27 protein-coding genes are annotated in these 25,073 nt (G+C 65.4%); 15 read left to right on the top strand and 12 right to left on the bottom strand.

Annotated features, from left to right (window positions below):
- Window positions 1–7: 7 nt before the first annotated feature.
- From V1479_RS00345 to hemN, 5 genes are all read right to left on the bottom strand, one after another.
- Window positions 8–415, bottom strand: a complete 408-nt coding sequence (locus V1479_RS00345; RefSeq protein WP_368801178.1) for an OsmC family protein — start codon at window positions 413–415, stop codon at window positions 8–10.
- A gap of 145 nt (window positions 416–560) precedes the next feature.
- Entirely contained in the window at window positions 561–1,151 is a 591-nt protein-coding gene (locus V1479_RS00340; protein ID WP_173189053.1) for a GNAT family N-acetyltransferase, read from the bottom strand.
- 123 nt (window positions 1,152–1,274) lie between these two features.
- Window positions 1,275–1,544, bottom strand: coding sequence for a 50S ribosomal protein L27 (gene rpmA / locus V1479_RS00335; RefSeq protein ID WP_173189055.1), 270 nt, complete (start codon window positions 1,542–1,544; stop codon window positions 1,275–1,277).
- Between the two features lie 81 nt (window positions 1,545–1,625).
- Complete coding sequence (locus V1479_RS00330; RefSeq protein ID WP_368801177.1) at window positions 1,626–2,270, bottom strand: 50S ribosomal protein L21; 645 nt, start codon at window positions 2,268–2,270, stop codon at window positions 1,626–1,628.
- A 191-nt stretch (window positions 2,271–2,461) separates the two neighbouring features.
- Window positions 2,462–3,787 (bottom strand): oxygen-independent coproporphyrinogen III oxidase, encoded by a 1,326-nt coding sequence (gene hemN, locus V1479_RS00325; protein WP_368801176.1) that lies wholly within the window; start codon window positions 3,785–3,787, stop codon window positions 2,462–2,464.
- 165 nt (window positions 3,788–3,952) lie between these two features.
- Here hemN and ccoN point away from each other — a divergent pair, with 165 nt between their 5' ends.
- The 10 genes from ccoN (at window position 3,953) to V1479_RS00275 (ending at window position 14,599) form a co-directional block, all read left to right on the top strand.
- Window positions 3,953–5,575, top strand: coding sequence for a cytochrome-c oxidase, cbb3-type subunit I (gene ccoN / locus V1479_RS00320; protein WP_368801175.1), 1,623 nt, complete (start codon window positions 3,953–3,955; stop codon window positions 5,573–5,575).
- 11 nt (window positions 5,576–5,586) lie between these two features.
- Entirely contained in the window at window positions 5,587–6,318 is a 732-nt protein-coding gene (gene ccoO, locus V1479_RS00315; RefSeq protein ID WP_173189063.1) for a cytochrome-c oxidase, cbb3-type subunit II, read from the top strand.
- An 11-nt stretch (window positions 6,319–6,329) separates the two neighbouring features.
- Window positions 6,330–6,482, top strand: a complete 153-nt coding sequence (locus V1479_RS00310) for a cbb3-type cytochrome c oxidase subunit 3 (RefSeq protein ID WP_173189065.1) — start codon at window positions 6,330–6,332, stop codon at window positions 6,480–6,482.
- A 1-nt stretch (window position 6,483) separates the two neighbouring features.
- The gene (ccoP, locus tag V1479_RS00305) at window positions 6,484–7,338 is read left to right on the top strand and encodes a cytochrome-c oxidase, cbb3-type subunit III (RefSeq protein ID WP_368801174.1); all 855 of its coding nucleotides are present in this window, start codon (window positions 6,484–6,486) and stop codon (window positions 7,336–7,338) included.
- A gap of 171 nt (window positions 7,339–7,509) precedes the next feature.
- A complete protein-coding gene (ccoG, locus tag V1479_RS00300) occupies window positions 7,510–9,060 on the top strand; it encodes a cytochrome c oxidase accessory protein CcoG (protein WP_368801173.1) in 1,551 nt (516 codons plus the stop codon).
- A gap of 5 nt (window positions 9,061–9,065) precedes the next feature.
- Window positions 9,066–9,566 carry a FixH family protein gene (locus V1479_RS00295; protein ID WP_368801172.1) on the top strand — a complete coding sequence of 167 codons (501 nt, stop codon included), beginning with the start codon at window positions 9,066–9,068 and terminating at the stop codon, window positions 9,564–9,566.
- Window positions 9,563–11,794: a cation-translocating P-type ATPase gene (locus V1479_RS00290; protein WP_368801171.1), complete on the top strand. Its 2,232-nt coding sequence runs from the start codon at window positions 9,563–9,565 to the stop codon at window positions 11,792–11,794. The genes V1479_RS00295 and V1479_RS00290 overlap by 4 nt, the downstream gene beginning before the upstream one ends.
- Window positions 11,791–11,964 (top strand): cbb3-type cytochrome oxidase assembly protein CcoS, encoded by a 174-nt coding sequence (gene ccoS / locus V1479_RS00285; protein ID WP_368801170.1) that lies wholly within the window; start codon window positions 11,791–11,793, stop codon window positions 11,962–11,964. Before V1479_RS00290 ends, ccoS begins: the two co-directional genes overlap by 4 nt.
- Window positions 11,965–12,016: 52 nt before the next feature.
- Window positions 12,017–13,243 (top strand): 5-aminolevulinate synthase, encoded by a 1,227-nt coding sequence (gene hemA / locus V1479_RS00280; protein ID WP_368801961.1) that lies wholly within the window; start codon window positions 12,017–12,019, stop codon window positions 13,241–13,243.
- 120 nt (window positions 13,244–13,363) lie between these two features.
- Window positions 13,364–14,599 (top strand): MFS transporter, encoded by a 1,236-nt coding sequence (locus V1479_RS00275; RefSeq protein WP_368801169.1) that lies wholly within the window; start codon window positions 13,364–13,366, stop codon window positions 14,597–14,599.
- On the opposite strand, the gene V1479_RS00270 is transcribed toward V1479_RS00275, so the two are convergent.
- From V1479_RS00270 to hemC, 6 genes are all read right to left on the bottom strand, one after another.
- On the bottom strand, window positions 14,565–15,344 hold the full coding sequence (locus V1479_RS00270) for a glutamine amidotransferase (protein WP_368801168.1): 780 nt from the start codon (window positions 15,342–15,344) through the stop codon (window positions 14,565–14,567). The genes V1479_RS00275 and V1479_RS00270 overlap by 35 nt on opposite strands.
- 6 nt (window positions 15,345–15,350) lie before the next feature.
- Window positions 15,351–15,830: a tellurite resistance TerB family protein gene (locus V1479_RS00265; protein WP_368801167.1), complete on the bottom strand. Its 480-nt coding sequence runs from the start codon at window positions 15,828–15,830 to the stop codon at window positions 15,351–15,353.
- An 86-nt stretch (window positions 15,831–15,916) separates the two neighbouring features.
- Window positions 15,917–17,704: a heme biosynthesis protein HemY gene (locus V1479_RS00260; RefSeq protein ID WP_368801166.1), complete on the bottom strand. Its 1,788-nt coding sequence runs from the start codon at window positions 17,702–17,704 to the stop codon at window positions 15,917–15,919.
- Between the two features lie 13 nt (window positions 17,705–17,717).
- The gene (locus V1479_RS00255; RefSeq protein ID WP_368801165.1) at window positions 17,718–19,112 is read right to left on the bottom strand and encodes a COG4223 family protein; all 1,395 of its coding nucleotides are present in this window, start codon (window positions 19,110–19,112) and stop codon (window positions 17,718–17,720) included.
- A gap of 101 nt (window positions 19,113–19,213) precedes the next feature.
- Window positions 19,214–19,936, bottom strand: a complete 723-nt coding sequence (locus V1479_RS00250) for a uroporphyrinogen-III synthase (protein ID WP_368801164.1) — start codon at window positions 19,934–19,936, stop codon at window positions 19,214–19,216.
- On the bottom strand, window positions 19,933–20,862 hold the full coding sequence (hemC, locus tag V1479_RS00245; RefSeq protein WP_368801163.1) for a hydroxymethylbilane synthase: 930 nt from the start codon (window positions 20,860–20,862) through the stop codon (window positions 19,933–19,935). The genes V1479_RS00250 and hemC overlap by 4 nt, the downstream gene beginning before the upstream one ends.
- A gap of 62 nt (window positions 20,863–20,924) precedes the next feature.
- On the opposite strand from hemC, the gene tsaD reads away from it, so the two are divergent.
- From tsaD to V1479_RS00220, 5 genes are read left to right on the top strand one after another with little or no spacing between them, the layout of a single operon-like run.
- Window positions 20,925–22,010, top strand: a complete 1,086-nt coding sequence (tsaD, locus tag V1479_RS00240) for a tRNA (adenosine(37)-N6)-threonylcarbamoyltransferase complex transferase subunit TsaD (protein ID WP_368801960.1) — start codon at window positions 20,925–20,927, stop codon at window positions 22,008–22,010.
- A complete protein-coding gene (locus V1479_RS00235; protein ID WP_368801162.1) occupies window positions 22,007–23,023 on the top strand; it encodes an NAD(P)H-dependent glycerol-3-phosphate dehydrogenase in 1,017 nt (338 codons plus the stop codon). The genes tsaD and V1479_RS00235 overlap by 4 nt, the downstream gene beginning before the upstream one ends.
- Entirely contained in the window at window positions 23,020–23,316 is a 297-nt protein-coding gene (locus tag V1479_RS00230; RefSeq protein ID WP_368801161.1) for a YciI-like protein, read from the top strand. The genes V1479_RS00235 and V1479_RS00230 overlap by 4 nt, the downstream gene beginning before the upstream one ends.
- Complete coding sequence (locus V1479_RS00225; protein ID WP_368801160.1) at window positions 23,316–23,741, top strand: EVE domain-containing protein; 426 nt, start codon at window positions 23,316–23,318, stop codon at window positions 23,739–23,741. Before V1479_RS00230 ends, V1479_RS00225 begins: the two co-directional genes overlap by 1 nt.
- Window positions 23,696–24,397 (top strand): class I SAM-dependent methyltransferase, encoded by a 702-nt coding sequence (locus V1479_RS00220; protein WP_368801159.1) that lies wholly within the window; start codon window positions 23,696–23,698, stop codon window positions 24,395–24,397. Before V1479_RS00225 ends, V1479_RS00220 begins: the two co-directional genes overlap by 46 nt.
- A 19-nt stretch (window positions 24,398–24,416) precedes the next feature.
- Here V1479_RS00220 and V1479_RS00215 read toward each other — a convergent pair whose 3' ends face one another.
- Window positions 24,417–24,995 carry a L,D-transpeptidase family protein gene (locus V1479_RS00215; RefSeq protein ID WP_368801158.1) on the bottom strand — a complete coding sequence of 193 codons (579 nt, stop codon included), beginning with the start codon at window positions 24,993–24,995 and terminating at the stop codon, window positions 24,417–24,419.
- Window positions 24,996–25,073: the final 78 nt, after the last annotated feature.

Here is a 25,073-nt window from a genome sequence, read left to right as displayed (position 1 = left end):
GTGCTGCCTATGCCCGGCGGCCGGCTACGACAGTGTCGCCGGCGCGGAGCGTGTTGCTGATTGTGCAGATGTCTTCGGCCGCGTGGATCAGGCGGTCCTGAACGTCGGTGTCGAGCGGATCGGAGAAGGTGACGGAAGCCTCGAAGCGGCCGAGCCGGCTCGGCTCGTCCTCGGCCTTGATCGCCTCGACCTCGACGTCGATCTCGCCCAGTTGGCCCACATCCATGGCGCGGGCGGCGATTCGGATGCTTGCCGCGATGCAGGCGGCCAGTGCCGCTGCCTGGATTTCCAGCGGCGTGAAGCCGTCGGCCTTGGGTGAGAAGACCGCCTCGATCACCTTGTCGCGGTCGTTGGTAACGGTGCAGGAAGCGGCCGTGGCGCTATGCGCGCGAACTTTTGCGGATTTGACTGCCACGATGGCCTGTTCCCTTGTTCGAATGTCAGCGGGATAGCAGGCATAGGTCTACAGGCAGAAGAAAAGAAATTCCACGTCCGAGACAATGTTTGGCACACCGTCAGCGTAAGTGCGCTCCGGCCGCGTGAGCGGCCGGAGCGATCGCTCAAACCTGTCCCCAGCTCCTGAGACTGACCCAGGTGGCGCGGTCGAGCGCGTAGCGCTCCGTGGGCACGCGCCCGGCATAGACGGATTCCAGCATGCCCTGACCGGAATACTGGAAACCGCATTTGTGGATCACGCGCCGCGACGCGGAGTTGATGACGCGGCAGGAGACGTACAGACGGTCGATCAGCGTAGCCCGGAAGGCGAGATCGACAAGTGCATGTGCAGCCTCGGTCGCGTAACCGCGGCCCCAGTAGGGCTCGCCGATCCAGTAGCCGAGCTCGAGCCCCTGGCTGCGCGGATGCAGGCCCGCACATCCCAGGAAAGCACCGTTATCGGCCAGCGTTACGGCATAGGTGCAGCCGGCGATCGCGCCATTGCGGGTGCCTTCCAGGAAGGTGTGGGCGTGGTTTTGGGTGTAGGGATGGGGCATGCGCCCCAGCATCTCGGCGAGTTTGCGGTTGTTGGCGAGTTCGACCAGCTCCGGCACGTCGTCCTTGTGCGGCGGGCGTAGCACGAGCCGCTCCGTCACCAGGACCGGGCAGTCTATGTGCAGACTCTCGTCCTCGACGTCTTCCTTCTCGGCAACCATGGGTCAGTCCTCCAGATGAAAATGAAAAAGGGGAGATGGCGACCCATCTCCCCTGTTCCTTTTTCCGGACTGTCCGGACACCGGTCCCGAGATGGGGCGCCGGTGTCTTGGTGCGGATCCGGCTTACTCCGCTGCTTCCGTAATCGGGTTTACCGACACGTAGGTTCGGCCATTTGCTTTGCGTGCAAAGGAAACGGCGCCTTCCTCGAGTGCGAAAAGGGTATGGTCCTTGCCCATGCCGACGTTCACGCCCGGGTGCCACTTGGTGCCGCGTTGACGGATGATGATGTTGCCGGCCACGACCGATTCGCCGCCGAACTTCTTGACGCCAAGGCGCTTGGACTCGGAGTCGCGACCGTTGCGCGAAGAACCGCCAGCTTTCTTGTGTGCCATCGTAGTGCTCCTTTGCGCCCTGACGAGCGCCTCAATCTCTCAATGCCCGCTTTCGCGGGAAATTTCAATCACCAGGCGAAATTACTTCGCCAGCTCCTTGGCCTGCTCGCGCCAGTCCTTGATCTGGTCGGCGCTGAAAGGCATCGCCTCGTCGATGCGGACGATGTCCTCGTCGGAGAGACCGGCCACCTGCTTGAAGGTGGTGATGCCCTGCTCGTTGAGCTGGCCGGCAGCCACCGGGCCGATGCCCTTGATCTCCGTCAGGTCGTCGCCCTTGCCCTTCGGCGCCTTGAACAGGGGCGCCGCGGCAGCGGTCTCGGCCTTGGCGGCTTCGGCCTTCGGAGCCTCGTCCTTCTTGGCGTCCGCCTTCGGTGCTTCCTTCTTGGCGGCAGCCTTCTTCGAGGGCTTCGCGCCGTCGGTCAGGATTTCCGAGATGCGCACCGTGGTGAGCAGCTGGCGATGGCCGCGCGTGCGGCGCGAGTTCTGGCGGCGGCGCTTCTTGAACGCGATGACCGTCGGAGCCTTGCCCTGCGCAACGACTTCGGCGGCAACCGAAGCGCCATCCACGAAGGGCGCGCCGATGGTCACGTTCTCGCCTTCGCCGAAGGCCAGCACGGAGCCGATCGTTACGATATCGCCGACTTCGCCGACCACCTTCTCGATCTTCAACACATCGTCGGCGGCGACGCGGTACTGCTTGCCGCCGGTTTTGATGACTGCGAACATTATTCTGCCTTTCGCTGTTCGTCCGGCCTCCAGCGACCGCAATGCGGTCCGGCCGTCTTTTTGTCAGTCGGTTTCGGGAGTGCGTCCCACAGCGCCATGTTCGCGCAAAGAACGACCGGCGCGGAGAGACTCCACGCCGGATTTGCGGTCCCGATACAGGAGGGGCCACAGGGAGTCAAGATGAAGACGCTTCAGACGGCGGCGGAATGCCGTGCCGTGCCGCTGGCGAAATAGCGGTCGAAGCGCGCGGCGGCAAGCCGGACCAACGGGCGGCGGGCGGAAGGGATGACGAACCTCTCGCCGTCGCGCAGCAGAAGCGGTTCCGGTTCCTGCGCCATCGCGGCCGCCTCGGCAAGGATGGTTCTTGCGGCAGCGCCGAAACGCGTGGTGGCTTCCGGTACGCTGAAGCCGAAGTCGCACATCAGCCGCTCGATCGTCCAGGCGCGCAGGCGGTCGTCGTCCGACAGGGCGATGCCTCTGGCGGTCGCAAGCGAGCCTGCCCGCACGCGCCGTTCATATTCGGCTGTGGCGGGCAGGTTCTGGGCGTAGCCTTCGCGGAAGCGGCTGACAGAGGACGGGCCAAGCCCGATCAGCGTCTCGCAGTCGTCGTCGGTATAGCCCTGAAAGTTGCGGCGCAGCGATCCGGCCTTTGCGGCCACGGCAAGGGAATCCTCCGGCAACGCGAAGTGGTCGAGACCGATCGTCACATAGCCCGCACGCTTAATCAGGCGGGCGGCCAGTTCGTATTGCGCGAGCCTTTCTTCCGCGTCGGGCAGCGCCGCCTCGTCAATCATCGTCTGGTGCTTCTTGAACCAAGGCACATGCGCGTAGCCGAAAAGCGCGATGCGGTCGGGATGCAGTGACAGCACCTTGTCGACGGTTGCGGCGAGGCTTTCCCGTGTCTGGTGCGGCAGGCCGTAGAGCATATCGAGATTGACCGAACCAACGCCGCGATCGCGCAGGCCGTCGACCACCGCACGCGTCGCCTCGAAGCTCTGTTCGCGGTTGATCGCCTTTTGCACGCGCTCGTCGAAATCCTGGATGCCAAGGCTGGCGCGGGTCAGGCCGATCGCGGCAAGCGCATCGAGCCTCGGCTCGTCCATGTCGTTGGGATCGATCTCGACGCTGATCGATGCGTCGGCCGCAAAAGCGAAACTCTTCCGCAAAGTCGCCATCAAGGCAACAATGTCGGTGGGTGTCAGCAGCGTCGGCGATCCGCCTCCGAAGTGGAGCGCGGCGACCTGGGTATCGTTACCGGCCAGCGCGCCGACGGTCTCGATCTCCTTCTGCAACGCCTCGAGGAAGGCGGCGACCGGTTCGTAGCGACGTGTCTGCTTGGTATGGCAGGCGCAGAACCAGCAGAGGCGATCGCAGAACGGGATGTGCACGTAAAGCGACAGCATTTCGCCCGAAGGCAGTGCGGCGATCCAGCCCTTCACCTCGTCGGCGTCCACGCCTGCATGGAAATGCGGGGCTGTGGGATAGCTGGTGTAGCGGGGCGCTGTATCTGTCTGCATGGCGCGGACCTCCGTTCGAACGCAGATGTCGCGTCACCTCCACTCGCGCGCCTTGACCTGAATCAAGGCGGCGGCAGACGCGTCAGGCGATGGGTGACAGCCGGACGCTCGCGCCATGGGTGCAGCAGCGTTCGCATGTTCATGCCGCCGACGGGGGTCCAGGGAATGAGATTCGGAGCTGCAATACCAGGGATCGGGCTGTTCGCCTTCGTAGCCCTGATAGGGGCCGCCTTCGGCGTTGACGCGCCGTTCAGGCAGCATATGTGGGTGCTGTTCTTCACGCTTGCCGCATTCACAGTGATCCTGATGCGGCGCACCAGCTTCGAGCCGGCCGTGCCGGCCAACCCGTCCGCCTACATGGACGAGCCGATCCGCTACGGTTCGATCGCGACGATGTTCTGGGGCATCGTCGGGTTGCTGGTGGGCGTCGTTGTAGCGCTGCAGCTCGCTTTCCCGGATTTCAACATCGAGCCGTGGTTCAATTTCGGCCGGATGCGTCCGCTGCACACCTCGGCGGTCGTCTTCGCCTTTGGCGGCAACGCGCTGATCGCCACGTCGTTTTATGTCGTGCAGCGCACCTCGCAGGCCCGCCTCTTTGGCGGCAACCTCGTCTGGTTCGTTTTCTGGGGCTACCAGCTTTTCATCGTGATGGCGGCGACCGGCTATCTGCTGGGCATCACCCAGAGCCGCGAATATGCCGAGCCGGAATGGTATGTCGACATCTGGCTGACGCTTGTCTGGGTCGCCTATCTCGTCGTGTTCCTCGGCACGATCCTGAAGCGCAAGGAACCGCACATCTACGTCGCCAACTGGTTCTACCTCGCCTTCATCGTGACGATCGCGATGCTGCATGTGGTGAACAACCTGGCGATGCCGAGTTCGCTCCTGGGCTCGCACTCCTACTCGGCCTTCGCCGGCGTGCAGGACGCGCTGACGCAATGGTGGTACGGCCACAACGCGGTCGGCTTCTTCCTCACCGCGGGCTTCCTCGGCATGATGTATTATTTCGTGCCCAAGCAGGCGAACCGGCCCGTCTATTCCTACCGGCTGTCGATCATCCACTTCTGGGCGCTGATCTTCCTCTATATCTGGGCCGGGCCGCACCATTTGCACTACACCGCGCTGCCCGACTGGGCGCAGACGCTGGGCATGGTGTTCTCGATCATGCTGTGGATGCCCTCCTGGGGCGGTATGATCAACGGCCTGATGACGCTTTCGGGCGCCTGGGACAAGATCCGCACCGATCCCATCATCCGCATGATGGTCGCAGCCATCGCCTTCTACGGCATGTCGACCTTCGAGGGCCCGGTGATGTCGATCAAGGCGGTCAATTCGCTCAGCCACTACACGGACTGGACGATTGGCCACGTACATTCCGGTGCGCTGGGCTGGGTGGGTCTGATCTCGTTCGCAGCGATCTATCACATGGTGCCCAAGCTCTGGGGCATGCCGCGGCTCTACTCCGAACGGCTGGTGATTTGGCACTTCTGGCTCGCGATGATCGGCATCGTCATCTACGCGGCCGTGATGTGGGTGTCCGGCATCATGCAGGGTCTGATGTGGCGCGAGTACGACGGGCAGGGCTTCCTGGTCTACTCGTTCGCCGAAACCGTGCAGGCCATGTTCCCCTACTACGTCATGCGGGCGGCGGGCGGCGCGCTCTACCTCGCCGGCGCGCTGGTGATGGCCTTCAACATCGCGATGACCATCCTTGGTCACCAGCGTGAGGAGAAGCCCATCGGCGGCAGCGCCGCAAGACCCGTGCCAGCACTCCAGCCTGCCGAATAAGGAACCACATCATGGCTTTGATGGACAAGCACGCGATACTCGAACGCAATGCCACGCTGCTGCTGGCGGGTTCGCTCTTCGTCGTGACGATCGGCGGCATCGTCGAGATTGCGCCACTCTTCTACCTCGAAAACACGATCGAGAAGGTGGAAGGCATGCGGCCCTACTCGCCGCTGGAGCTGGCAGGTCGCAACATCTACGTGCGTGAAGGGTGCTATGTCTGCCATTCGCAGATGATCCGCCCCTTCCGCGACGAGGTCGAGCGCTACGGCCACTACAGCCTGGCGGCGGAATCGATGTACGACCATCCCTTCCAGTGGGGATCCAAACGCACCGGGCCGGACCTTGCCCGCGTTGGCGACCGCTACTCGAACGAGTGGCATGTGCAGCATCTGATCGAGCCGCGTTCCGTCGTGCCGGAATCGGTGATGCCCAGCTACGCCTTCCTGAAGGACACGCGGCTCAAGGTGGAGGATTTCTCCACGCATCTCGTCGCCAACCGGCGCGTGGGCGTGCCTTACACCGACGAGATGATCGAGAATGCCGAGGCCGACCTGAAGGCACAGGCCGACCCCAATGCGTCCACGTCCGACCTGGAAGCGCGCTATCCGAAGGCCAAGCTCGGCGACTTCGACGGCAATCCTGCAGCGCTCACCGAGATGGATGCGCTCGTGGCTTATCTGCAGATGCTCGGCACGCTGGTCGACTTCTCGACCTATGACGAAGCCGCCGGTTATCGCTGAGGGAGGGCGCGATGGACACCTACACCGCGATGCGTTCGTTCGCCGATTCCTGGGCGCTGCTCGCAATGACACTGTTCTTCATCGGCGTCGTCGTCTTCGCCTTCCGGCCGGGGAGCCGGAAACAGGCCGACCACGCCGCCCGTATTCCCCTCAAGGACGATTGAGATGAGCGACAAAAAGATCGACGACGTCACCGGCATCTCGACCACCGGCCACGAATGGGACGGAATCAGGGAACTTGACAACCCGATGCCCCGCTGGTGGCTGTGGACCTTCTACGCGACCATCGTGTGGGCGCTTGCCTACACCATCGCCTATCCGGCCTGGCCACTCATCTCGTCGGCAACGAACGGAATGCTCGGCTATTCGAGCCGGGCCGAACTGCGCACCGAGCTTGACGGCGCCGTGGCCGCGCGCGCCGATTATGCGGCCGCAGTTGCCGCCGCACCGGTCGAGGATATCATCGCCGACGAAGCGCTTCGCCAGTTCGCGACCTCCGCAGGTGCCGCAGCCTTCAAGGTGAACTGCGTTCAGTGCCACGGTTCGGGGGCTGCCGGGTCCGCCGGTTATCCGAACCTCAACGATGACGAATGGCTGTGGGGCGGCACGCCGGAGGACATTCGCGTTACCATCGCCCATGGCATTCGCTTCGAGGCCGACGGCAAAACGCGGTTTTCGGAGATGCCGGCCTTCGGGGGCATGCTCGGCCGTGACGAGGTGACTGCGCTGGCAACGCATGTGAAGGCGCTTGGCGAGGGCGGTGACCTTTCCGGTCCTGGCGCGGAGCTCTTCGCCAACAACTGCGCGTCCTGTCACGGCGAGGCCGGCAAGGGCGACATCACGCTGGGCGCGCCAGACCTGACCGATGCGATCTGGCTCTACGGTTCGACCAGCGCCGACATCGCCGCCCAGATCCGTGCGCCGCGGCACGGCGTCATGCCGGGCTGGATCGATCGCCTGGGCGAAACCACGGTCAAGGAACTCACCGTCTACGTCCATTCGCTCGGCGGTGGGCAGTAGGCCCCACCTTGGCCATCGCCGAGTGGGGAGCGGGTCCGGCAGGTCGCGGGGGGCCTTGCCGGACCCGAGCCTTTTCGCAGGTGCGGCAAACGCTTCGCCGTTGACGTGGATCAAGGCTGTTTCGGTACAGACGCGGCATCTGGTGGGCTGCAATGCCACCGGGAGAATAGAATGTCGGGCACGATAGAGGTCGAGCGGCACGAGGCCGAAGCCGTCAACTCGGCCAAGCTGCGTCAGCCGCTCTATACCGCGCGCCGCAAGATTTTCCCGAAGCGGGCATCGGGTTCCTATCGCAGCTTCAAGTGGCTGGTGATGGCGGTGACGCTCGGCATCTACTACCTGACTCCGTGGCTACGCTGGGATCGGGGACCGCACGCGCCGGACCAGGCGGTGCTGGTCGATCTCGCCAACCGGCGCTTCTATTTCTTCTTCATCGAGATATGGCCGCAGGAATTCTTTTTGGTTGCCGGCCTGCTGGTCATGGCGGGGCTGGGGCTTTTTCTCGTCACCTCGACAGTCGGGCGCGCATGGTGCGGCTATACCTGTCCACAGACCGTGTGGGTGGACCTTTTCCTGGTCGTCGAGCGCGCGATCGAGGGCGACCGCAACGCGCGCATCAAGCTTGACCAGGCTCCGTGGAGCGCGCGCAAGCTGGGCCTGCGCCTTGCCAAGCACGCGATCTGGATCGCGATTGCGGTCGCGACCGGCGGTGCATGGATATTCTACTTCGCCGATGCGCCAACGCTTTTCGTCGAGCTTTTCACGGCCCAGGCGGCGCCAGTTGCCTACATCACCGTCGCGATCCTCACCGCGACCACATACACGTTCGGCGGCCTGATGCGCGAGCAGGTCTGCACCTATATGTGCCCGTGGCCACGCATCCAGGCGGCGATGCTGGATGAGCATTCGCTGACCGTCACCTACAATGACTGGCGCGGCGAGCCGCGCTCGCGCCACGCCAAGCGCGCGCAGGCGCAGGGCATCACCACCGGCGATTGTGTCGACTGCAATGCCTGCGTGGTCGTCTGCCCTATGGGTATCGACATTCGTGACGGCCAGCAGCTGGAATGCATCACCTGCGCGCTCTGCATCGACGCCTGCGACGGCGTGATGGACAAGCTCGGTCGCGAGCGTGGCCTGATTTCCTACGCTACGCTTGCCGACTACAACGCCAATATGGCGCTAGCCACCGGCAACGGCGCGCATGCGATCGAGCCCGCCAAAGTGCGCGATGCCGGCGGAGCGCTGTCGGAGGCGGTCGCGCATTTCCACCTTCGCAAGATCTTCAGGCCGCGCACCTTCATCTATTTCGGCGGATGGGCGCTGGTTGGGCTGATGCTGGTCTATGGCCTCGTCACGCGCGACAGGCTCGAGATGAACGTTCTCCACGACCGCAACCCGCAATTCGTCGTGCTGTCGGACGGGTCGATCCGCAATGGCTACACGGTCAAGCTGCTCAACAAGGTGCCAGAGGTGCGGACCGTGCTCGTCAGCCTGCACGACCTTCCGGGTGCCACCATGAACGTTGTGGGCATCGACCTGCCGGACAGCGTCTCGGTTCCGGTGACGCTCGAACCCGACCGTACGAAATCGCTGAAGATCTATGTGCGCCAGCCGCGCGAACTGGGCGCCGGCGGGGCGCAGGCATTGCGCTTCACGGTGGAGGACAGGTCGACGCTTGAGGCGGCCGACTACACCACGAGTTTCGAGAGTCCGGAGTGAATGCGATGAGGACAACCGACAGCGGCAGCCAAGGCGGGTTCACAGGCTTCCATATGCTGGCAATCATGATTGCGTTCTTCGGCGTCATCATCGCCGTCAACGTTACCATGGCAGTGACCGCAAGCACGAGCTGGACGGGGCTGGTGGTGAAGAACACCTACGTCGCCAGCCAGGAGTTCAATCGGAAGGCCCAGGAAGGCCGCGCTCAGGCCGCGCTCGGCTGGACGGCCACGCTGACGGTCAGGGACGGCGCGGTGCGTTTCTCGCTTGCGGATACTGACGGTGCGATGAAGCCGATGCAGGGTGGCACCGCTACCTTTCGCCGGCCGGTCAACGATGTGGAGGACACCGTCGTAACACTGGCCGCGGAGCCCGACGGTAGCCTCAAGGGGCCGGTCGCGCTGGCGGACGGGGCATGGATCGTCGAGGTGCGGGCCGAAGCGGGGTTGGCGCATCCCTATCGCGAAACCCGCCGCCTGAACGTACGCGACGGAGCAGTCAGATGAGCTGCTGCGCACCGGGGGCCGAAGACGTCGCTGCGATCCGGGTGGCGCTGCCGTCCGAGGAGGAGCTGCGTTTTGGCGCGCGCGATCTCGGGAACGGGGTCCGCCAAGTGGAGCTGTCGGTTCCGTCAGTCCATTGCGGGGCTTGCATCCGCACCGTCGAACACGCGCTCGACGCGCTGCCGGGGGTCGAAGGCGCGCGGGTGAACCTATCGACAAAGCGCGTCAGCATTCGCTGGCGCGGCGAGACCTTGCCGCCGATCGTCGACGCACTGGCGCGGGTTGGCTATCCGCCGAACCTCTTCGATGACGGCAGGGAAGAAAAGGACAACACGCTTTCCGAGCTGCTGCGTGCGGTGGCGGTCTCCGGCTTTGCGGCCGGCAACATCATGCTGCTTTCGGTGTCCGTATGGTCCGGCGCGGAGGGCGCAACGCGCGACCTCTTTCACTGGGTCTCGGCGCTGATCGCGCTGCCTGCGCTCGTCTTTGCCGGACGCATCTATTACCGCTCGGCCTGGAGCGCGCTGCGGCACGGGCGGATGAACATGGACGTGCCGATCGCCATCGGCATTACATGCGCCTACGCGCTCAGCCTCTATGAAACCGTCAATAGCGGCCATCATGCCTATTTCGATGCAGCGGTGACCCTGCTGTTCTTCCTCCTGATCGGCCGCACGCTCGACCATGTCATGCGCAACAGGGCGCGCACGGCGGTGATGGGCCTTGCGAGGCTGTCGCCGCGCGGCGCGCTCGTGCTTAATGCGGATGGCAGCCGGGACTACAGCCCGCTGGAGGAAATCGAGCCCGGCATGCGGCTGCTGGTGGCTGCGGGCGACCGTATTCCGGTCGATGCGAGGATCGTGCAGGGAAGCTCCGATCTGGATTGCTCGCTGGTGACCGGCGAAAGCGCGCCGCAGGCGGTGTCAGCGGGCGAGAGCGTGCGCGCCGGCATGCTAAACCTCACCGGGCCGCTGACGCTGGAGGCCACGGCACGCGCTTCCGATTCCTTCCTTGCCGAGATGGTACGCATGATGGAAGCGGCCGAAGGCGGTCGAGCGCGCTACAGGCGCTTGGCGGATCGGGTTTCGGGCCTCTATGCGCCCGTTGTGCATCTGGCTGCGCTTGCCACCTTCATCGGCTGGATGATCGCTACGGGCGACTGGCACCGCGCCACCACCGTGGCGATCGCGGTGCTCATCATCACCTGCCCGTGCGCGCTCGGGCTTGCCGTGCCGATCGTGCAGGTGATGGCCGCACGGCGGCTGTTCGAGAGCGGGGTGATGGTGCGCGACGGCAGCGCCATGGAGCGGCTGGCCGAAGCCGACACGGCCGTGTTCGACAAGACGGGAACGCTAACGCTTGGCGAGCCGGTGCTGACGAATGCCGCTGCGATCGAGCCCGGCCTTCTGGCCATGGCGGCGTCGCTCGCGGCCCATTCGCGCCATCCGCTGTCGCGGGCGATTGCCGTGCACGACCGCAGCGTCGTCGCCTTCAGCGATGTCGTCGAGCATCCGGGTTTTGGCGTCGAAGGGCGGGCGGATGGCCGGCTATGGCGGCTCGGACGGACAGGCTGGGCGAGCGAAACCGGGGAAGGCACCGTGCTTTCGCGCGATGGTGTCGCTGTCGCCGCTTTCGCCTTCGAGGACCGGCTGAGGCGGGATGCGGCTGAGACGATCTCTTCGCTAGAGGACCGGATGGGGCCGGTAGAGATGCTGTCCGGCGACACGGAAACTGCCTGCCGTGCCGTCGCGAGCCAGCTCGGTTTAACGAAGATGTCGGCGGGGCTCTTGCCGGCCGGCAAGGTGGCGCGTATCGATGAACTTGCGCGACAGGGGCGCAAGGTGCTGATGGTCGGCGACGGCCTCAACGACGCGCCGGCGCTGGGCGCGGCCCATGTTTCTTTCGCGCCGGCGAGTGCGGCCGATGTCGGGCGCAACGCCGCCGATTTCGTCTTCCTGCGGGAAAGCCTTTCGGCGATCCCCATGGCACTCGACGTGTCGCGCCGTGCCGGCACGTTGATCCGGCAAAATCTCTTCCTGGCCATCGCATACAATGTCGTTGCGGTGCCGATCGCGGTTTTGGGTTATGCGACGCCGCTGATCGCAGCCGTTGCGATGTCGAGCTCATCCATCATCGTGATTGCCAATGCGATGCGGCTTGTCAGCCCGAGGGCCGGGGCGCGCGTCGCCGGTCGGCCGGGCCTGTTCCGCAATGCGGAGGCCGCACGATGAGCATGCTCCTGTATCTGGTGCCGGTGGCGCTGTTTCTGGGCGGATCGGCGTTGCTTGCTTTCCTGTGGGCGCTGCGGGCCGGTCAGTATGAGGACCTCGACGGGGCGGCCGAACGCATCCTGTTCGATGACGACAGCGACGCTCGGCCGCACGGCAACAACCCCTTGTAGCTTGACCCGAAGGCCGCGTGGAACGAAAATGGCCCGATCACAGGGATCGGCGATGAACTTCGAAGCCTTTTTTGCCACGAAGCTGGACCTTCTGCGCGAGGAGGGCCGCTATCGCGTGTTTGCAGAACTTGAGCGCAAGGCGGGGTCGTTTCCCTCTGCGACACGGTTCGACGGCAAGGGTGGGCGCGCGCCGGTGGGCGAGGTGTCGGTATGGTGTTCCAACGATTATCTCGGCATGGGCCAGCATCCGGACGTGATCGCCGCGATGCATGAGGCGCTGGACGCCTGCGGTGCGGGTGCCGGCGGCACGCGCAACATCTCGGGCACCAATCATTATCACGTGCTGCTGGAACGTGAGCTGGCCGACCTGCATGGCAAGGAGGCAGCACTTCTGTTTACGTCGGGCTACGTGTCCAACTGGACGAGCCTGTCGACGCTGGGCGCCAGCATACCCGGCTGCGTGATCTTTTCGGATGCCGGCAACCACGCCTCTATGATCGAGGGCGTGCGCCATTCGAAGGCGGAAAAGCGAATCTGGAAGCACAACGACGTCGAGGACCTCGACCGGCTGCTTTCGGAATACGGCCCGGAGCGCCCGAAGATCGTCGCCTTCGAGAGCGTCTATTCGATGGACGGCGACATTGCGCCGATCGCCGACATCGTAGCGGTGGCCGAGAAGCATGGCGCGATGACCTATCTGGACGAGGTGCATGCGGTCGGCATGTACGGCCCGCGCGGCGGCGGCATTGCCGAGCGCGAAGGGTTGATGGACCGCATCACGCTGATCGAGGGCACGCTGGGCAAGGCGTTCGGCGTGGTCGGCGGCTACATCACCGGTTCGGCTGCACTGTGCGATTTCATCCGCTCGTTCGCGAGCGGATTCATCTTCACAACCGCGCTGCCGCCGCATGTGGCGGCCGGCGCGCTTGCCTCGGTGCGCCACCTCAAGCGCAGCGACGTCGAGCGGATGGGCCAGCGCGCGGGGGTGAAGAAGGTGCGGGCGCGGCTCGACGCGATCGGCATTCCGGTGCTTGCCAACCCCAGCCACATCGTGCCGGTGATGGTGGGAGATGCTGCCAAGTGCAAGTGGATCAGCGACCTTCTGCTCGACGAGCACGGCATCTACGTGCAGCCGATCAACTATCCGACGGTGCCGAAGAAGACCGAGCGGCTGCGCATCACGCCGACGCCGCTCCATACCGACGCTGAGATCGATCGGCTCGCAACCGCGCTATCAAGCCTCTGGTCGCGCTGCGCGCTGGCGCGGCAGGTGGCATAAGGCTTCCTACGGGGCTTTCGGCCAACGTGCCTGTCCGTCCATTGGTCCAGAGGGCAGAAAGTCGCGCGCAGGCGGTCAAGATGCGCTAAGTGAGAGCGTCTTTTCCTGCTTTCCGCGCCGATGACCTCCGTTTCAGCATCAGACGACCGCTTCGCCGCCTTTCGCCATTCCTCCTATCTGAGGTTCTGGGCGGCTCGGTTTCTCACCACCTTCGCCACGCAGGTCGTTTCCGTCGCCGTGGGATGGCAGGTCTATGATTTATCACGCAACCCGTTCGATCTCGGCCTTGTTGGCCTGATCCAGTTTGCACCGTCTTTGCTGCTGGTGCTGGTGACTGGTGCGGCCGCCGATCGCTTCGGACGACGGCTCATCATGTCGCTCGCGATCCTGCTGGAAGCGTTGTGCGCGGCAGCACTCCTGGTGCTGACCCTTCGCGGGCTGACCTCGGTGACGCAGGTCTTCGTTGTTCTTGCCGTCTTTGGCATTGCTCGCTCGTTCTTCGGTCCGGCCTCGGCGTCGCTGGTCGCCAATCTCGTGCCGCCGGAGGATTTCGCCAACGCGGTGGCATGGAACTCTTCGGCCTGGCAGACGGCCACCATAGTCGGTCCGGTCGCGGGCGGCCTGCTCTACGGTCTCGCGCCGGAAGCCGCCTACGGAGTTGCTGCCGCGATGATGGTTTCAGCCGGCGTCCTGATCCTGTCGATCCCGAAGCCGCAGCAGCATACGGAGACGGAACGCCCATCGCTCGCCACGATATTCGCGGGCTTCAGATACATTCGCAGCGAGAAGATCGTGCTTGGCGCGATCTCGCTGGACCTGTTCGCAGTGCTGCTTGGCGGCGCGGTAGCCCTGCTGCCGGTCTATGCCCGCGACATCCTTGATCTCGGACCCTGGGGCCTGGGTCTTCTACGCGCCGCGCCCGGCATCGGCGCCATTCTCGTGGCGGTGTGGCTGGCGGGGCACCCGATCCGCGACCACGCCGGTCTCGTCATGTTCTTTTTCGTCGGTCTCTTCGGGCTGTTCACGGCCATCTTCGGGATATCGACGATCCCCTGGGTGTCCATTACCGTCCTGGCATTACTGGGTGCGGCTGACATGATCAGCGTATATATCCGCGAAACACTGATCCAGCTCTGGACGCCGGACCGGGTGCGCGGCCGGGTCAATGCCGTCAATATGGTCTTCGTCGGTGCTTCGAACGAGCTCGGTGAGTTTCGCGCCGGATCGATGGCGGCGCTCGTTGGCACCGTGCCGGCGGTTGTGTTCGGCGGCATCGGGGCGATCGGCGTCGCCGCGCTGTGGGCCTGGCTGTTCCCCGAACTCAGGAAGGCTCGCCGTCTCGACGGTCGGGTGTGACGTTCGTCGCGACAGCGTGGGTGGTCGCTGGCGTGCGCTGAGGCTGCCGACCCTCGAACACCAGCCCGAGGAAATCCTCCAGCCAGCGCTTCAGCCTGATGTCCCACAGCATGCGGCCGTTGAGATGGTCGCTGCCTGCCTGCGCACCCGGCAGCACGAAGCGGTGCGCGCCACGCACCACCCAACGCTGCATCATCACCCGCGTCAGCTCGGCGTGGAACTGGATACCCCAGGCATTGCGGCCGTAGCGGAAGGCCTGGTTCGGGTAGTGTTCGGCTCCGGCCAGAAGGGTTGCGCCGGACGGTAGCGAGAACCCCTCGCGGTGAAACTGGTAAACCATCTCCGGCCAGTCGATCAGCCCGCTGCCGGCCTCGGTCGGCCGGATCGGATACCAGCCGATTTCGACTAGGCCGTCGTCATGGCCCGCAACCGAGCCGCCAAGGTGGTTGACCAGCATCTGAGCGCCGAGGCAGATGCCGAGGAAGGGCTTGTCCTCGGCCAGCGGCACAGCCAGCCAGTCGGTTTCGCGGCGTACGAACTCGCTGGTGTCGTTGGCACTCATCGGCCCGCCGAAGATCACTGCGCCGGCATGGTCTTCCAGCGTGTCAGGCAGCGGATCGCCGAGCGGCGGTCGCCTGATGTCGAGGTGGAAGCCGGATTCGACCAGCAACTGCCCGACCCGGCCGGGGCTGGACAGTTCCTGGTGCAGGACGATCAGGATCTTGCCCTTGTCGCGCGCCAGCATAACCGGTCACTCGCCCCGTTCGTCCGCGTCGGCGTCCTGTTCGTCACGAACGCGCTGGCGCATCAGGATCCTGTCGCGCTGCGACACGCCGATCAGTTCGGCCGTGCGCCAGACGATATTGTCCTCAAGTTCATGGATTTCGCCGTCAGCATAGACCATTTCCCAGAGAATGCCGATGAACTCGATCTTGGCCGTCTCGTCGAGGCTCCGGTTCAGCACGCTTGTGAAGGCGAAGAGATCGACCGCCTCGTTGTGGGCTTCGTCACCGGCTTTCACGATCTCGTCCAACTCGTCGCCGGATAGCGCATAGGAAGCGGCCAGCACCTCACGCAGCCGTGCCCGTTCCGTCTCGTCCCGCACGCCGTCGGCATCGATGACGAAAAACATCAAGGCGGCGGCGGCCACGCGCGGATCATCGGCCTTGAGGCCTCCGCCGCGCGGCTTTTCCGGCAGTGCGCTGAAAAACGACTTCAGTCTTTCGAGCATAGGCTATCGCATCCTCGCGGTGTCAGATTGTCGGTTTGGGCGGTGCGCCCCACCGTCATGCCCCTTTCCTAGCGCGAACTTGGCGGTCAGAACAACCGGAAGCGCTGCGGCTCGTCCCGGTCGGCATCATCAGGATCGACACCGGGATCATCCGGAAGGCGGATGGACTTCTGATTGTCCTCCTCCTCATCCGGCGGCGGCGCATCGAGCACCGGCGCTGGCGCGACCACGGCTGGCCCGACGACCGCACTGTCCTTCTTCTCAGGCGCCGGCTTCGCAGGCGCAGCTTTGGTTGCGTCGGGAGCGGCCGCCGACGCGGGCTCAGTCGGCCTGGCGGTGGCGGAAACAGGCTTGTGTGCCGGTTCTGTCGACTTCTCGGGCTGCGGGCTTTCCGCAGGCGTCTCCGCAACAGGTTTGGAAGCTGCCGGGATCGGCGCGGCTGGCGGCTCGACGACTGCGTCCTCGACCTGGTCGTCGACGGTTTTCGGAGCCTCCCTGACGGGCTCTGCCGGCACAGGGGCTATCGCCCGGGGCGCGGGGCGCGGAGGTTCCGGTTCGTCGTGGAGCGATTCGACAAGCTGCGCGAGACGTTCGGCCGGCACCTTCCACTCGAAGGCGTCGAGCCGGCCGGTCACCGGTGAAACCGGGGCCCAGCGTTCGGAAACAACGCCGTCGGCAACCCATGCCGGGTCGCGCGGCGCGCGCAAAGCCTTGCCGAGCAACTGGCGCACCTTGCCCTGGTCGCCCGTCTCCGCCTCCTCGACATCGGCCAGAAGGAGCCATGACGCCTCTCGCGGATCAAGCCGCGCGGCTGCCTCGGCCTCGCGCCGCGCCAGCTTGAACTCGCGGGCATCGAGTGCCGCGCGGGCCACGGCAAGGGCCGATTCGACATGGTTCTGACGCAGCGATTGCAGTTTTTTGGCCCGCGTCAGCCGGTCATGGGTCGAATCGCCCGGCCGGGCGTGGACGTAGATGTCCGCGATCTCGGGATGTGGGTCCTTTTTCCAAGCGGACTCCAGGATCCTGGAGCCCTTCCGGATATCGGCGAGGCGGAACAACGCCCTGGCGGCGGTCGTCGCTGCCGGCACAAGCTCAGGCGCCAGGCGGTTAGCCTCGAGCGCGGCGGTCTTCGCGCCTGCGGGATCGGCATCGAGGGTTGCCATCGCCTTGGCCGTCAGGAGGACGGCCTTGCGGCGGTTCGCCGCCTCGCGCTCGATCTGCCTTGTCGACTTCTGCGCGCTGACGAGGCGCAGTGCCTCGTCCCATTCGCCGGCCTCGGTCTTTTCCTCAAGCGTCGACTCCGACGCCCATTCAAGCTGGGGTGCCGCCTCCGTCGCCTTGGCGGCATAGTGGCGCGCCGCGGTGCGGTCGCCCAGCCGCTCGGCTTCCAGATAGAGGCCGCGCAGGCCGAGAAGCCGCGTTTCAGGATCTTCGAGCATCGCCTCGAACTTGCGCCGCGCCGCCTCGTGGTCGCCTTCCAGCAGCGAGGCCTGCGCATCGAGCAGGTGGATGAGCGGCTCCTGATCGGCGCTGATGAGCTTCATCGCCTCCTTCTTCTTGCGGCGCGCAAGCCCGGCATCTCCGGCGCCGGCGGCAATCATACCGGTCGACAGCGCCTGGTAGCCGCGATCGCGGCGACGGACGCGGAAGTAGCGGGACACGGTGTAGGGGCTGTACCAGATGCTCTTGAGCAGCCACCACGAAAGCATCACGGCAAGCACGATCGCGGCGACGATGACAGCCGCTACCATCAGCGTGACCTGATACTGGTAGCCGCCAAAGGTGATGACGAGATCACCCGGCCTGTCGGCCAGCCAGGCAAAGCCAAGCCCCATCAGGAAGACGAGGCCGAGGAAGAAAAGGATACGCAGCATCGGATTTCCTTCCTTACTTCGCGAGCGCGGCGGCGAGCGCATCATCGATCAGCCGGTCGGCGTTCTGGCGCGCGCGTACCTTTTCGATGAAAGCCGCGCCGGCGGCCTTGGATGGCTCCGGCAAGGCATCATACTCGGCGAGTGCGCGTTCGTAGTCGCCCGCCTGAACAGCAGCGTCGAGCCGGGCGACGATCTCCGGCACGCCGTCGCCTTCGACCATGCCGACCGGCCGCACCTGGACGAGGCTCATCGCACTGCCCATCAGCCGGTCGATGACGCCTGCCTGCGGATCGACCGGTCGCGCGGCCGCGATCATCGCGTTGGCCGCGGCGTCCGATTCCTCGGCGATCTGGGCGCGCGTCGGCACGCCGTCGGCTGCCAGTTCGCGCAGGTCGCCGATCTGCGGTGCCTCGGGAGCAAGCGCTGCAAGGGTATCGAGTTCGGCCGTGAAGGGCACGCCGCGTTCGATCGCGGCCTTGAGTGCGGATGCGGCGATGATGACCGCGGTTGCCGGCGTTTCGGCGGCTTCGTCGACGCGGCCGCTGAGGTCTCCGATGGACTTTTCCACCGCATCGAGCCGCGTGCCCGCCGCCGCCTGGGCTTCACGCGCGGCGGCGATTTCGTCACCCAGCGCCGTCAGCCTCTCCTTCACTGCCTGCGACGGACCGGCGTCGCCAAGCGCGCCTACGGTGCCTTCAAGGATGGCAAGCCTCTCTTCCAGCGGGGAGAGATCGACGGGGGCAGCGGCCTCGCCGCCCGGCTCCCGCGCGATGCCCGCCACCTCGCCGGTCAGGGTCTCGATCTGCGAGGCGAGAGCCGTGACGCGTTCCTCGGCCTGGGATACGCGACCGCCAAGTTCGGTGCCGGAACCAGTCGCACCGCCGATTTCGCTGCGAAGCGCCGCGATTTCCTGCTCCAGGGCGTCGATGGAGGCTGTTGGGTCAGCAGGTTGCTCGCCGCTGCTGCCGGGCGCCGGCAGCAACCCGGCAAGCTGAAGCCCTCCGGCAAGCACCAGCGCGATCACGCCACCGGCGACGCCAGCGGCGAGCGCGCTGCTGCGCCCGGATGAGGGTGGCGCGGCGGGTGCCGCCGTGTCCTTTTCCTTGCGACCGAAGGTCTGGCTGCTGCCGGTCGCTGCCGCTCCGGGTTTCTGTTGACTGCTTGCGGCTGCGGGTTGCGGCTTTGCGTCGCGCGTATCCGCGCCGGAAGCTGCGCTGCTCTGGTTCGCCGGCTTGGAATCTTCGGGCTTCGGGGTTTCTGCCTTCGCCTGCTGCGGTGCCTCGGACTGCTTCACCGGATCGGCCTTCTCGGCCTCCGCCTTGGCGCGCGAGATTTCGCCGGGCGCGAGATCGATGGTCACCGGCTCCTTGCTGGTCTTCGAGTGGCGGGTTCGGGGCGTCTTGACCATTCCTGATTTCCTTCAGCCGCTGTTCGGGCAGGCGATGCCGCCGGCTCCTTCTGATCTAAAGGGCTGGATAGAAACTGAAAAGGGTTGGAATGCGACGAGGCCTACCGCTGCGACGAAAGCAGCACCATGACGCTGTCTTCGGTGGGCTCGTCGCTTACACTTGCTCGGTCGCCCACCGTCGGCTTCAGCACCCGCGCAACCTTCCGCGAGATACAGAAAAACCGTGTTTCTTCAAAGGTATGCGAGAGTTCTCGGTTGGCCACCAACTCGTTTAGAAAGACTGCGCCACGCGTCGAGAGGACTGGACACCCCCATATCGGACGACCGGCGAAGGTCTCTATCAAAAAGTCAGTGATGTAACTGACTTTTTCAGCGCCATAGACCTCGGTTACCCTGACGCTGAAGCCTCTGTCATACAGCGCTTCTGCAAAACCCCCTGTGCGTTCCCTGCCGGCGAGGTGAAGGATGTGGGAACGGATGGGCATCCGTGTCTCAATAGCCGCGGCGAGATCAATTGCGGTTCCGGCCGCGGACGTTACGAAAGCAAATCCCGACTGGCGCGCCGCTTCGGCCGTTGCATCGCCGACTGCGAAAACCGGTTTGGCCGAAAGTGCGGCAAGCATCGCCGCTGACGCGTGACGCAGGGCGTTGACGCTGGTCACCGCAACCGCATCGACGGTGTGCGGATCCGGCGCGGGTCCTGCATCCAGTGGAACGATGTGGGTCAAAGGCAGGACGACGGTCTCGAAACCGAGCGCCTCGAGCCGCGCCGCCGTCTCGCTCGCGCCGGGTACCGGCCGCGTGACGAGAACGCGCCGTTTCACGACCAGCCGTCGAAGAAGCCGGTGCCCGCTTTGGCGCGGACGCGTTCGCCGGCATCCGCGCCGAGGCTCGCCGCCTCGCTGGTCGGTCCCGAGGCATCGACTTCGTGTGCCTCGCGCCCGTCGGGGGTGAGAATCATGCCGTTGAAGTATAGGTTTTTGCCCTCGATGCGCGCGTAGCCCGCAATCGGCGTACGGCAGGAGCCGTCGAGTGCTGCAAGGAAGGCGCGCTCGCAGGCCAGAGCCTGCGCCGTCGGCAGGTGGTTGATCGGGGCGAGCATGGCGGTCGTGGCTGCATCGCCGATCCGGCTTTCGATGCAGATCGCGCCCTGGCCGGGGGCGGGCGGGAAGGTCTCGGCCGGCAGCAACTCGGTGATGATGTTCGCCAGATCGAGCCGACGCAGCCCGGCATTGGCCAGCAACGTGCCGGCCACCTGCCCCTCGTCCAGTTTGCGCAGTCGCGTTTGCACGTTGCCGCGAAAGACGACCACGTCGATGTCCGGCCGCAGCCGGCGGATCAGCGCCTGACGACGCAGCGACGAGGAGCCCACAACCGCGCGTTCCGGCAGGTCGGCCAGCTTTGCCGCGGCCCGGCCGATGAAAGCGTCGCGCACGTCCTCGCGCTCGAGAAAGGCGGACAGCTCCAGCCCTTCCGGCAGCGCGGTCGGCATGTCCTTGGAGGAATGGACGGCGATGTCGATGCGACCGTCGAGCAGCGCCTCCTCGATTTCCTTGGTGAAAAGGCCCTTGCCGCCGGCTTCCGAAAGCGGCCGGTCCTGAATGCGGTCCCCGCTGGTGGATATGACGACGATCTCGAAGGCTTCCTGGGGCAGGGCGTGCGCTGCCATGAGCCTTGCGCGCGTTTCGTGCGCCTGCGCCAGCGCAAGGGCGCTCCCGCGCGTTCCGATCTTCAAGACATCCGTTTGCATGTGCCGCTTCGTCCGTGATAGTGCCGGCCAACTCCTATCGAGGAATGACCACCACAGCAATGATCCGCATGCTCGGCATCGAAACCAGTTGCGACGAGACGGCCGCCTCCGTGGTCGAGCTTGGCGACGACGGCGCGCCCCGCATTCTATCCAACGTGGTTCTGAGCCAGATCGAGGATCATGCCGCATTCGGCGGCGTCGTGCCGGAGATCGCGGCGCGCGCGCATGTCGAGACGCTGGACGGCGTGATCGAGGCGGCGCTGGACGAGGCAGGCGTGCCCCTCGGCGCGGTCGACGGGATTGCGGCAACGGCCGGACCCGGATTGATCGGCGGATTGATCGTGGGGTTTATGACGGCCAAGGCGGTGGCGGCAGCGGCCGGCAAGACGCTCGTCCCGGTCAATCACCTCGAAGGCCATGCGCTTACCGCGCGGCTGACAGACGGGCTCGATTTTCCGTATCTCCTGCTGCTGGTCTCCGGCGGCCACACGCAGGTCGTGCTCGTGCGCGGCGTTGGCGACTACGAGCGCTGGGCGTCGACCATAGACGATGCGCTGGGCGAGGCGTTCGACAAAACCGCGAAGCTGCTGGGCCTGCCCTATCCGGGCGGACCGAATGTCGAAAGGCAGGCGGCAAGGGGAGACCCCAGGCGCTTTTCCTTTCCGAGGCCCCTTAGGGGCGATGCGCGGCTCGATTTCTCGTTCTCCGGCCTCAAGACGGCCGTGCGGCAGGCGGCGAGCGCCATCGCGCCGCTGTCCGATCAGGACGTCGCCGACATCTGCGCGGCTTTCCAGCTTGCGATCACCGAAACGCTAGAAGAGCGTGTCGGCCGCAGCCTGACGCGATTTCGTGAAGCATTTCCGGATCTTGCACGGCCGGCGCTCGTGGTCGCCGGTGGCGTTGCCGCCAACAAGGCGATCCGCGCTGCGCTGGAAGGACTATGTGAGCGGCACGGCATGAACCTCGTCGCGCCGCCGCTGCATCTGTGCACCGACAACGCCGCAATGATCGCCTGGGCAGGTATCGAGCGGATGCGGGGCGGATTGGTAGAGGATGACGCGATGGGCTTTGCGCCGCGATCCCGCTGGCCGCTCGATACCGGCGCGCCACCGGTCATCGGTTCGGGCAAACGCGGAGCCAAGGCATGAGCGCGCCCAAGAAGATCGCAGTGCTCGGCGGTGGGGCGTGGGGCACTGCGCTGGCCGCCACGATGGTGCGGGCCGGCAACGCGACTGCCTTGTGGGCGCGGGACGCGGAGATCGTCGCTTCGCTCAACCAACGGCGCGAGAATCCGCGTTACCTGCCGGACATCGTGCTGGAAGCGGGCATCCAAGCGACCGAAGGCCTGGAGGAGGCGCTTGCCGACACGGATTGCGTTCTCGCGGTCGTGCCCGCGCAGGCGATGCGCGGTCTGCTTGTTTCACTCGCCGACCGCCTGCGGCCGGGCGTACCGATCGTGCTCTGCGCGAAAGGCATCGAGCGGGAGAGTGGCCTGCTTCTGTCTCAGATAGCCGCCGAATTGCTGCCACACACGCCGATTGCTGCCCTTTCGGGGCCGAGCTTTGCCACCGACGTTGCGCGCGGCCTGCCGACGGCGGTGACGGTCGCCGCCGCTGACCCGCAGCTTGCCTCGTCGCTGGCGCTGCTGCTGTCGGCGCCCGCCTTCCGCTGCTATTCGAGCGCGGATCTCACCGGCGTCGAAGTGGGCGGGGCGCTTAAGAACGTGCTGGCGATCGCCGCAGGTGCGGTATCGGGCGCAGGTCTCGGCGCCAGCGCGCAGGCAGCGATGGTGACGCGAGGCTTTGTCGAACTGCGCCGTGTCGGCGCGGCTTTCGGAGCCGAGGCGGAGACCCTGATGGGCCTTTCGGGGCTCGGTGACCTCATCCTCACCTGCGGGTCACCCCAGTCGCGCAACTTCTCATATGGTCTGGCGCTTGGGCGTGGTGAAAGCCTGGAGGGCCGGCCGCTCGCCGAAGGCGCGTCGACTGCCGGGATCGCAGCGCGGATCGCGCGCGAGAAGGGCGTGGACGCGCCGATCATCGAGGCTGTCGACCGCATCCTTCGCGGTAAGGCCAGCATCGCGGAGGCCGTGGCAGCGTTGCTGTCGCGGCCGCTCAAGAGCGAACAGGAACAACGTCAAGGCAACGGAGACCACCGATGATCTTCACTTTCATCTGCAAGGACAAACCCGGCCAGCTCGACGTGCGGCTCGCCAACCGGCCGGCGCATGTCGACTATCTGATGGCGCTGGATCGCGAGGGCGCGCTCAAGTTCGCCGGCCCGTTCCTGGGCGAGGACGGCAAGCCGATCGGCAGCCTGGTCGCGGTCGAGGCACAGGATCGCGCCGGCGCCGAGCAGATCGCGGCGGGCGACCCCTATGCCAAGGCCGGGCTGTTCGAAAGCGTCGAGATCCTGCCGTGGAACTGGGTGTTCAAGGCTCCGGAGGCGAAGTGATGGCTTACTGGCTGTTCAAGTCCGAGCCCGACGCCTGGTCGTGGGACCAGCAGAAGGCCAAGGGCAAGGCCGGCGAGGAATGGACCGGCGTGCGCAACTACCAGGCGCGCAACAACATGCGCGCCATGCAGATCGGCGATCTCGGTTTCTATTACCACTCCAATGAGGGCCTGGAAGTGGTCGGCATTGTCGAGGTCTGCAAGCTGGCGCATCCAGATTCCAGCACCAACGACCCGCGCTGGGAATGCGTCGACATCCGCGCGGTGCGCGACATGCCGAAGCCGGTGACGCTCAAGGACGTCAAGGCCAATCCCAATCTCGCCGACATGGCGCTCGTGACCTCGATGCGGCTTTCCGTGCAGCCGGTGAAGCCTGACGAATGGGAAGAGGTCTGCCGCATGGGAGGTCTCGTTCCCGCGCCGTGACGCCGCCGATTTCGTCTGATCGGGCCGAGGCCTTCATCCGGGCGAACACGGCCCTCATCGCGCCGCCGCATGTGCCCGAAATCCGGTTGCATCTGGCCGACGAGGCCCACGACCTGTGGCGGCGGACGGAGGAAGAGCTGGAGGCTATCGGGCTGCAGCCGCCCTTCTGGGCGTTTGCCTGGGCCGGCGGGCAGGGGCTTGCACGCCACGTGCTCGACAATGCCGGGCTCGTGCAGGGACGCAAGGTGCTCGATTTTGCGAGCGGCTCCGGGCTGGTGGCGATCGCTGCGGCAAAGGCTGGCGCTGCGCATGTGCTTGCCGCCGATATAGATGCGTTCTGCGCCGCAGCCGTGCGGCTCAACGCCGCCGCTAACGGCGTGGCGGTCGATTTCACTGACAGCGATCTGGTCGGGACTCCCGGTGCATGGGATGTGATCCTGGCCGGGGATGTCTTTTACGACCGGGCTTTCGCAGATCGGCTGCTGCCGTGGTTTGCGCAGATGCGGATATGTGGCTGCGAAATCCTGGTCGGCGATCCCGGCCGCGCCTATCTGCCGAAAACCGGTCTCGAAGCGCTTGCGACCTATCAGGTGCCGGTCACGCGCGCGCTGGAGGACGCCGAGGTCAAGAAGACGACGGTCTGGCGGTTCGGCTGACCCGTTTTGTCTCCGCAGGTCAGCGCGACACCACTATCACCGTCCTTGGCGAAAGATGCGGCAGCATCCGGGCCATGACGCGCGGGGTTATGGCTACACAGCCTTCGGTGGGCCGAAAACCATCGCTGGCGATGTGGAAGAAGATGGCACTGCCCATGCCGCGCTTGCGCGGGGCTATGTTGTAGTCAAGCACGATGCAGCAATCGTAGAGGCGGTCGTTGCGCTCCATGCTTTCGCAGCTTGCCGGATAAGGCAGCGTGACCGCGCGATTGTAGTTGCGGTCGCCAGGTGCGTCGCACCAGCCGTCACGCGGGCCGATTCGTCGAAGAGCAAGGCCTGAGCGCAGGTTTGCGAGCCTGCCGTGGCGGAACCATCCGTCGATCAGCCGCATCCGGCAGAGAGGCGTGGCGCCGTCGCCTTCACGCTTGATCGCGCGGATGCCGCCGCGCCCAAGCGCGCAGGGAAAGACGGTTCCACACCAGACGAGCAGGCCTTGCGTCGGCTGTCCCGGGCGCGGTCGAACCACGATCGGTGCGTTGCGCGCAAGGCCGCGTTTCGCCGCCTCATTGCGTCCACGATATTTGGGGTATGATGTCACTGTGGAACAAATCGTCGTGATGTTCTTTTTCGGCGCTATGCTTCCGCATAAACCGAGGTGCGGTCAACTGCCGCCTCC

It is taken from the genome of Neoaquamicrobium sediminum, assembly GCF_040970315.1.
Classification (GTDB): domain Bacteria; phylum Pseudomonadota; class Alphaproteobacteria; order Rhizobiales; family Rhizobiaceae; genus Aerobium; species Aerobium sediminum.
Note: the sequence above shows the minus strand (reverse complement) of the source record. Positions and strands in the feature narration are given on the sequence as shown.